This is a genomic window from Spirillospora sp. NPDC049652, assembly GCF_040675125.1.
GTDB lineage: Bacteria > Actinomycetota > Actinomycetes > Streptosporangiales > Streptosporangiaceae > Spirillospora.
Map to the genome: position 1 here is coordinate 46,711 of NZ_JBFAOF010000001.1, position 8,472 is coordinate 55,182.

The 8,472-nt window shown below is 72.4% G+C and carries 8 protein-coding genes; 6 read left to right on the forward strand and 2 right to left on the reverse strand.

The window, feature by feature from the left end:
• The first annotated feature begins 905 nt into the window (after window positions 1-905).
• From AB0J52_RS00205 to AB0J52_RS00230, 6 genes are all read left to right on the forward strand, one after another.
• Window positions 906-1,472: an EF-hand domain-containing protein gene (locus tag AB0J52_RS00205; protein ID WP_500179337.1), complete on the forward strand. Its 567-nt coding sequence runs from the start codon at window positions 906-908 to the stop codon at window positions 1,470-1,472.
• Window positions 1,473-1,776: 304 nt separating this feature from the next.
• Window positions 1,777-2,373, forward strand: coding sequence for a TetR/AcrR family transcriptional regulator (locus AB0J52_RS00210; RefSeq protein WP_500179338.1), 597 nt, complete (start codon window positions 1,777-1,779; stop codon window positions 2,371-2,373).
• A 57-nt stretch (window positions 2,374-2,430) separates the two neighbouring features.
• The gene (locus AB0J52_RS00215) at window positions 2,431-2,979 is read left to right on the forward strand and encodes an RNA polymerase sigma factor (RefSeq protein ID WP_500179339.1); all 549 of its coding nucleotides are present in this window, start codon (window positions 2,431-2,433) and stop codon (window positions 2,977-2,979) included.
• A gap of 11 nt (window positions 2,980-2,990) precedes the next feature.
• Entirely contained in the window at window positions 2,991-3,458 is a 468-nt protein-coding gene (locus tag AB0J52_RS00220) for a peroxiredoxin family protein (RefSeq protein WP_500179340.1), read from the forward strand.
• An 82-nt stretch (window positions 3,459-3,540) separates the two neighbouring features.
• The gene (locus tag AB0J52_RS00225; protein WP_500179341.1) at window positions 3,541-3,957 is read left to right on the forward strand and encodes a hypothetical protein; all 417 of its coding nucleotides are present in this window, start codon (window positions 3,541-3,543) and stop codon (window positions 3,955-3,957) included.
• Window positions 3,958-4,537: 580 nt separating this feature from the next.
• On the forward strand, window positions 4,538-5,227 hold the full coding sequence (locus AB0J52_RS00230) for a response regulator (RefSeq protein WP_500179342.1): 690 nt from the start codon (window positions 4,538-4,540) through the stop codon (window positions 5,225-5,227).
• A 115-nt stretch (window positions 5,228-5,342) separates the two neighbouring features.
• Here the strand turns inward: AB0J52_RS00230 and AB0J52_RS00235 are convergent, their stop codons facing one another.
• Window positions 5,343-7,352, reverse strand: coding sequence for a prolyl oligopeptidase family serine peptidase (locus AB0J52_RS00235; protein WP_500179343.1), 2,010 nt, complete (start codon window positions 7,350-7,352; stop codon window positions 5,343-5,345).
• 40 nt (window positions 7,353-7,392) lie between these two features.
• Window positions 7,393-8,472: ATP-binding cassette domain-containing protein (locus AB0J52_RS00240; protein ID WP_500179344.1), on the reverse strand; the 1,080-nt coding region annotated here is incomplete at its 5' end.

An 8,472-nucleotide genomic window follows, 5' to 3' on the forward strand; every position in this document is an offset into this window, starting at 1 on the left:
CGACCGTCGAGTCGCGGAGGATGCGTCGAAGACGTCAGCAGTGATCGGGCCCAATCGCGTTCCGCGTGTTTCAGGGCATCGGCGGCGGCATGCTGCTGCCACTGGTGCGCACCAACCTGGTCGACGACCTGTCATGGCGGTTCCTGGTTCTTCTTGCTCGGCGGGTCACTGTTCGGTGCGAGGTCCCTGCTCCTGCTCTAACACCCGCAGACCTGCGGCCTCGGCGCTCTGCTGCTCACGCCACTGGGCGCCGGGACGGGCCTGCCCATGTACTACATCGACAGGCTCATCGACGGCACCGGCGTCGAACGCGCTATCGCCCTGACCGGCATGGCAAGAGGGCTCCGCCGGGTGGCCCCCTTCGCCGGCCCGCACAACCGACCCGCTGCTCCCCGCCGGCCTGGGCATGAGCGCGGCACCGATGGCCGCCACCTACCATGGCCCCGCGCTGGCCCAATTGCCCGCCGCCACCACTACCAGCCGTTTCACCCAGCAGGTCGGCGCGTCTCACGGCGTCGCTGTCCTGGCCGTCATCCTGCAACAGCAGGGCACCGGCCACACCGCCCTCCGCGGCCTTCGCCCACGCCTTCTGGTGCGCCCTGGTTCTCACCGTCCCCACGTTTTCCTTGCCCCGGTCGACCGCACATGCCGACATCGCCTACGCCGTCGGATCGACGGCGACTCGGCCAAATAGTGTTCGGGGTTCGGCGGAAGGGCACGGCGGCAGGGCGGGGAACCGGCGCGAGGGTCGGCGGATTTTGGTTTCACCAGGGGGCTGGTGGTGGCTGTTGTGGGAGATGGTGGGGGTTGGGGGGACAGAGTCTTCTGCCATTTCTGCGTCATCGCCTGAATCGCCGGGGTCGGCTGGTTACGGTGAGGCGTCACCCGATGACGAGGAGGCGATCGTGTCCAGTCCCGATATGTTGACCGCCAAGATCAGCCACGGGTTCGACCGGCTCGACGCCGACGGCGACGGCCGGCTCACCGAACACGACCACGTCCTGATGGGGCAGCGGACCGCCGCCGCGCTGGGGCACCCGTCCGGCTCGGCCGCCGAGAGACAGATCATCGACGCCTACCTGCGGATCTGGCGGGACCTGCACCTCCCGCACGTGCCCGGCGGTGGGGGCGCCATCAGCAAGGAGCAGTTCATCGACTCCACCCGTTCCCTGGTCTCCGATCCGGACGCGGCCCGCGCCACCGTGGGAGCGCTCGCCGAAGCGTTCCTGGACATCGCCGACACCGATGCGGACGGCAGCGTCACACCGGACGAGTTCCTCGCCTTCCAGCGCGGCCATTTTCCCGGGCTGGAGGCGTCCGACGCCGCCGAGGCGTTCCGTCATCTCGACACCGACGGCGACGGACGGCTATCGAGCGAGGAGTTCGTCCAGGCGGTCATCGAGTTCTGGTCCAGCACCGATCCCGAGGCGCCCGGCAACTGGTGGATGGGCCGTCCCCCTTATCTGTCGTGAGAATCCGAAGGCCAACTGTTCTATCCGAGGTGGACGGTCCAGGCGGTCGAGTCGACGACGCTCGATGACGGCCCGTATCCGCGCTGTGGGACGACCTGTGCCCCGCGCGCTTCGTCGAAGCGCGCGGGGCACAGGCTCGTTCTGCATTCAGTGCGCAGCGTCACCGACTGGCCGACCTTCGCCGTCTGAGAGTCCCCGCCCGTGATCCCAGATGGTTCTTGCGGATTTTCGCCCGCCACCACTTCTCTCGTAGTACTCTGAATACAGTGGTTTAGAATAGTGCTGCGGATGGAGTGGTTTCAGGGTGCGGAAGAACCAGGAGCGGCGGTGGGCGTTGATCGACGCGGCCATCGAGGTGCTGGCCAGGGAAGGGGCGCGTGGGCTGACCTTTCGGGCCGTCGACACGCAGGCCGGGGTGCCCGCGGGAACGGCGTCCAACTACTTCTCGAACCGGGACGACCTGTTCACGCAGATCGGCGGGCGCATCTACGACCGGCTGCTGCCCGACGAGGCGACGATGGCGCAGAGCCGGGAGGGGCGGCAGGACGAGGCCCGCTACACCGAGCTCATGCACGAGGTGGTGGACCGGGTGTCCTCGTTCCCCTCGGGCTATCTGGCCCTGCTCGAACTGCGGTTGGAGTCGACGCGGCGGCCTGAGCTGCGGGACGTGCTGACCCGGCGCATCCGCGCGGACATCGACGCCAACATCGCCCACCAGGCCGGCTCCGAGCTGCCCGGTGACTCGACGTCGGTGCTGCTCCTCTACATGGCGCTGAACTGGCTGATCCTGGAGCGTCTGACGCTACCCGGCATCTTCACCGAGGAGCAGGCGCACGAGCTGGTGGACGCCGCCGTCCAGCGGGTGCTGCGCGGCGGTGAGGGCCGGCCGGAACAGGGGTGAATCCTTTCGGGGGCGGACGTCCTCTTATGGGTGTCGGTCAATGAGGAGGGGGACGCCGTGGCACGCGACTGGGCCAGTGCGCAGCTCATCAGGGACGCGCAGGCCGGGGACCGCGAGTCGATCATCGCGGTGCTCGACGGCGCCCACGTCCACGTGCGGCGGTTCGCCGAGCATCTGTGCGCGTCGCCGCAGGACGCCGAGGACGCCGCGCAGGAGGCGCTGATCATCCTGTACCGGAAGATCGGTTCGCTGCGCGCGACGGGGGCGCTGGCCTCGTGGATGTTCCGGATCGTCCGGAACGAGTGCCTGCGGCGGGCGCGGTCGCTGGTCGTCCCGCCGGAGGGGGCCGAGCCGGCGCTCGCGACGTCCGCCGAGGACGAGGCGCTGCGGCGGCTGGAGGCCGAGAACGTCGCGCGGGCGATCCAGGGGCTGCCGGACGTCCAGCGCCGGGTGCTGATCATGCGGGACGTCCTCGGCCATCCGGGGCGGACGGTCGCGCAGGCGCTCGGGTTGAGCGACGCCGCGATGAAGTCCCACCTCCACCGGGCGCGGACCAGGCTCCGCCTCGACCTGGCGGCCGACTCCGAGTCCGTTCACGCACGTTAGGGAGTTCGCCCATGCTCGAAACCGGTTCGCCCGCGCCCGACGTCCTGTTGCAGGACACCGAAGGGCGGCAGGTCAGTTTGGCCGCCCTCGGGGACGGTCAGGCCGCGCTGGTCTATTTCATGCGCTCGACGTCGTGCCCGGTCTGCAACAGGCACGTGCAGGATCTCGTCCGGTCGCGTGAGACGTTCGCGGCGGACGGCGTGCGGGCGTTCGTCGCGGTGCCGGAGGACCGGCGGACCGCCGCCGCGTGGAAGGACAAGCGCGGCGTCCCGGTCCCGGTTCTCGTGGGCGGCTCGGGCGCTCCGCACGAGGCGGTGGGGCTGGCGACGAAGATGCTCGGGTCGATGCGGCAGTCGGGCAGCGTCCTCATCGACGGGGGCGGCATCGTCCGGCACGCGCACGGCGCGACGCTGCCGACCGCCGGCTACGACAAGAAGGGCATCGCGGCGGCCGTCCGCGGTCTTCGCGCCACCGTGTGACGGCGGGGCGGGCAATGGCACAAGAGGATCGGCGGATATTGGATCTTCTGCTGGTCCGGTGAGGGTGCGTACGGTCGCCGTCATGCGACTCCTGCGCTCCTCCTGGACCACCGGGCCCGCCGCCGACGCGGCCGGGCCGCTGCTCGTCAGCTTCACCGCGTTCACCGCCGACCGCGCCCTCGACCTTCCGGGCATCGCGCGGGCCGGGCTGCGCCTCCGGCGCGGCTGGCCCGAGCTGGAGGGCGCGGTCGGCGTCTGGCTCTGGACCGCGCCGCGCGAGCGCGCGGTCGGGTCGGTCTCGGTGTGGACGGACGAGGCGGCCCTGCGCGGCTTCGTGGGCTGGCGGCCGCACGTGGAGATCATGCGCAGGTACCGTCGGCGCGGCCGCATCGAGGCGACCACTTGGACGGTGGAGGGTCTGGACCTCCGGCGGATCTGGCGGGACGCCCGGCTCCGGATGGCCGGCGAGCCGGCCGTCACTCAGGAAGCCCGCAGCTAGCCTTCAGTATTCGTTCGGGCTAGCCTTCAGTGTTCGTTCGGGCATTGAAGATCGCAATTGCCCAGGGAGCTGGCGAAAAGGCGATGAAACGAGTTTTCCGTTGGGAAACACGGACCCGCCGGCAAGGGAAGTGTCGCCTGATTGTCAAGGCCAATTCCGCCACGATGTGAATACCACCTGGTATGGCAGGGTGGCCGGAAGCGGTCGGCGCGGTCCGTACCGGCGCATATCCGGTTGTCGGAGCGTGATCGGCGAAGGTCATGGGTGTGCGAGTGGACACCCTGCGCTACCGCGGGCTCGAAAATACTTACCTCGCGGGTATATTCAAGGGCGATTTATCCGACATATCGCATTTGACGGGTCGGGCCTTCTGACAGCACGCTGGCGTCTGCCGCGCCCCAGCCCACACCCAAGGCGACGCCATGACCTTCGTCCACCAGCCCGGACGTACCCTGCCCACCCTCCTGCCCACCCCCGTGCCCACCCCCGTGCCCACCGTCCTGCCGCCCCTCCCGCCCACCTTCCGTGCCCCCGTGCCCCTCCCTCCCTCGACGCGGTGTCGGATCCCGGGAAGGCCTCTGTGATCCGCGTCATCCTCGCCGAGAACATCCATCTGTTCCGCAGCGGCCTGGTCGCCCTCCTGGACGACGAGCCAGACATCCGCGTGGTCGAGACCGTGGACTGCGGACGCAAGCTGCTGGCCGCGACGGCGCACTGCCGTCCGGAGGTGGCCCTGGTGGACCTCGGTCTGCCCGATCTCGACGGTGTCGACGCGGCCGCCCGGCTGCTCGACCTGGTCCCGCAGTGCGCCGTGATCATCATGGCCGAGCGGCGGCAGCCCGGCGACCTGCGCCGCGCCGTCGCGGCCGGCGCGGTGGGGTTCCTGCTCAAGGACACCTCCCCGGAACGGCTCGTCCAGGCGATCCACGACGTCGCGGACGGCGAGCGCGTCATCGACGCCGAACTGGCCTTCGCCGAGCTCGCCACGTCCCAGAGCCCGCTCACCCCGCGCGAACTGGAGGTGCTGAGAGAGACCGCGAAGGGCGCGACCGTCGCCGAGATCGCGCGGTCGCTGTTCCTCGCCACCGGAACCGTCCGGAACTACCTGGCCCGCATCGTGTCCAAGGTCGGCGCGCGCACCCGCCTGGAGGCGGTCGCCATCGCCGAGGAGAACGGCTGGCTCGGGGGCGCCGCGCCGCGCGCCCCGCGCCCGCCCCGCGCCCGGTCGGCGCCTCGCACCCGGGAGGCGCCCCGCTCCTGGCAGCGGTGACCGTCAGGCTCCTGGCAGCGGTGACCGTCAGGCCGCCACCCGCCGCGCGGCCGCGTGAAGCACCGCTCCGGGGAGCACGGGCACCGACCCCGCAGTCGTGAGGGGCACGCCTCCCCTATCGGCCGTCAGGCCTTCCCGTCCGTGCGGACACGAAGGCCAGCAGTTCGGCCGCCAGGTCGAACGAGCGTCCGGCCGAGCGGGAGGCGTGCCCGACGCCGGACTCCCGGCGCAGCAGCACGGGCCCGTCTCCCGCGGTCGCCCGCTGGAGCGCCGCGCACATCTTGCGCGCGTGCAGGGGGTCGACCCGGGAGTCGCCGTCGAAGACCGCGAAGAGGGTCGCCGGATAGTCGGTGCCCTCGCGGACGTGGTGGTACGGCGAGTACGCGTACAGCCAGCCGAACGCCTCCGGGTCGGCGGGCGAGCCGTACTCGCCGTGCCACGCCGCGCCCATGCCCGACTTGTCGTAGCGGACCATGTCCAGCAGCGGCGCGACGCAGACGGCCGCGGCGAACAGGTCGGGGCGCTGGGTCAGCGCCGCTCCGACGAGCAGCCCGCCGTTGGACTCGCCCCAGATCGCGAGCCGGTCCGGGGCCGTCCAGCCGTCCGCGACGAGCATCTCGGCGGCGGCCAGGAAGTCGTCGAAGACGCGCTGCTTGCGGCCGAGGATGCCCGCGCGGTGCGAGGCCGTGCCGTCCTCGCCGCCTCCGCGCAGGTGGGCGATCGCGAGGACGCCACCCGTCTCCACCCAGGCCAGGGCGTCGGCGGCGTAGGACGGCGTGAGCGGGATGCCGAAGCCGCCGTAGCCGTAGAGGATGGCCGGCCGGGGTTCCGTGCCCTCGTGGGGACGGGCTATCACGTCCACGCGCACGGGGGCGCCGTCCGCCGAGGTGCAGGTGATCTGGTGCGTCTCCAGGGTCGGCGCGGCGATCTGGCTAGGGGACGGTTCCCAGAGGGTGAGGTCGTCGTCGCGCGTGTCGTAGTGCCAGACGGCTTCGGGCGTGGCCATGCCGCTGTGCGTGAACCACAGCTCGTGCCCGTGGCCCGGCCGGGCCGACAGCGGGCCGAGGACGCCGGGGCCGGGCAGGTCGATGTCGCGGATCCGGGCTCCGGTGCGCGCGTCGTGCAGCGTCAGCTCCGAGGTGCCGGAGCGGACGCGGGTGACGGCGATCAGGCCGTCCAGCAGGGTGAAGTCGGCCAGGACCGCCTCGTCGTCCTCGGGGATCAGCTCCGTCCAGTCGGTGGGACGGGACGGGTCGGCGACGCAGAGGCGCACGCGGGGCGCGTCGCGGTCGGTGACGATGTAGAGGCGTCCGTCGGGGCCGACGGCCGCGGCGGCGCGGGCGTCCACGTCCTGTTGGACGGGCCGGAGGCGCGCGTCGCCGGACGCGAGGTCGGCGACGTACAGGGCGTTGCGCGGTCCGAGGCCGTCCGCCGTCGAGACGACCAGCAGGCGGCCGTCCTCGCTGACGCCGACGCCGCAGGCCGCGGCCGGTTCGGTGACGGGCGTGTCGGTTTCGGCCGGCTCACCGACGAGGTGCCGGTACACGCGGCGGCGCATCTCGTCGTCCGGTTCGGCGCGGACGTAGTAGAAGGCGCTCCCGTCCGGCAGCCACGCCACCGGCGAGTAGCGGCAGCGGTCGATCGGGCCGTCCAGGGTCTCGCCGGACTCGACGTCCAGGACGAACAGGTCGGCGCGTTCGGTGCCGCCCCGCGAGACCTGGCAGGCCAGCAGCCGTCCGGACGGGTCGGGCCGCCACGCGTCGAGCGTCGTCGTGCCGGACGGGTCGAGCACGGCCGGGTCGAGCAGCGTTCGTTCGGGGCCGTCGCCGTCCGCGACGTGCAGGACGGCGTGCTCCTGGCCCGCGACGCGGCGGAGCGTGAACCGCCGGTCGCCGCGCCAGATGGGAGCGGTGACCGTCCCGGTGTCCGCGAGCTCGGCGACGCGTCGCCGGAACGCCGCCCGGAGGTCGGGGTCGATGTGCTTCTGGTACAGCTCGTCCTGGGCCTCCAGCCAGGCGCGGGTCGCCGGCGAGGCGGGGTCCTCCAGCCACCGGTAGGGGTCGGCGACGCGGTGGCCGTGCAGGGTCTCGACGACGGGACCGCGTTCGGCCTCGGGATGGTTCATGCGCGTGTTCCCCTCCGGGCGCGAGGTGGCGAGAGCGGTGTCAGGTCTGTCGCGGGACGGCCGCCGGACGGCCGCGTCCGGTCAGCGCCGCGTAGGCGGGCGAGTCGCGGACCAGGTCGTCGTGCGTCCCGTGGTGGGTGCGGGTGCCGTCCATGAGCAGGACGCGGTCCGCGCGGCGGGCCGAGCTGAGCCGGTGCGCCACGACGATCAGCGTGCCGGGCCGGCGCGCGAACGCCGACTCCGCACGGGCCTCGGCCGCCGGGTCGAGATGGCAGGTCGCCTCGTCCAGGACGATCAGCAGAGCGGGCGCGAGGTAGGCGCGGGTCAGCGCGATCAGCTGCCGTTCGCCCGCCGAGAGGGCGCCGGGGTCGAGGTCGGCGTCCAGGCCGCCGAGCCGGGCCACGAGGTCCGCGGAGCCGACCTCGTCCATGGCGCTCGCGAACGGCGGGTCCGTGTCGGGCGTGAGGTAACCGAGGTTCTCGCGGACGGTGCCGCGGAACACGTACGCCTCCTGCGGGATCAGCACCCGCGCGGCGGGATCGACCAGCTCGGCGGGGACGCCGCCTACCTCGACCGTTCCGGCGCGCGGACGCATCAGGCCCGTGATGAGCGCCGCCAGCGTGGACTTCCCGATGCCGCTCGGCCCGACCACCGCCAGATGGCCGCCGGACGGGACGTCCAGGTCCAGCGAGTCGATCACCGGCGGCGCGTCCGGGCCGTAGGCGGCGGTGACCGCCCGGAGCCGGACGTCCTCCCGCTCGGGCGCGACGGAGGCAGAGGACGCCGGTGGGACGTGGGCGGCGGTCGTCAGGACGCGGTCGACCGCGACACCGAGGCGGACGGCGCTGACGCCGAGCCCCCGCACCAGGCCGCCGAACGCGGGGACCAGCGACTGCGTCAGGTAGGTGAGCGCGCCGATCACCATGGCCGCGCCCACACCGTGCCGTCCGAGCCACGGCACCGCGATCAGGAGCAGGACGACCGGGGCCCAGCCGCCGACGGTCAGCGCGACGGTGCGCAGGGCGGTGACCCGGGCCAGGGCGCGGCCCGCCGCGGCCTGCTCGTCCACGCGTCCGGCGACTGCCCGGCGATCGTCGGCGGCACCGGGCGTCTCGCCGGA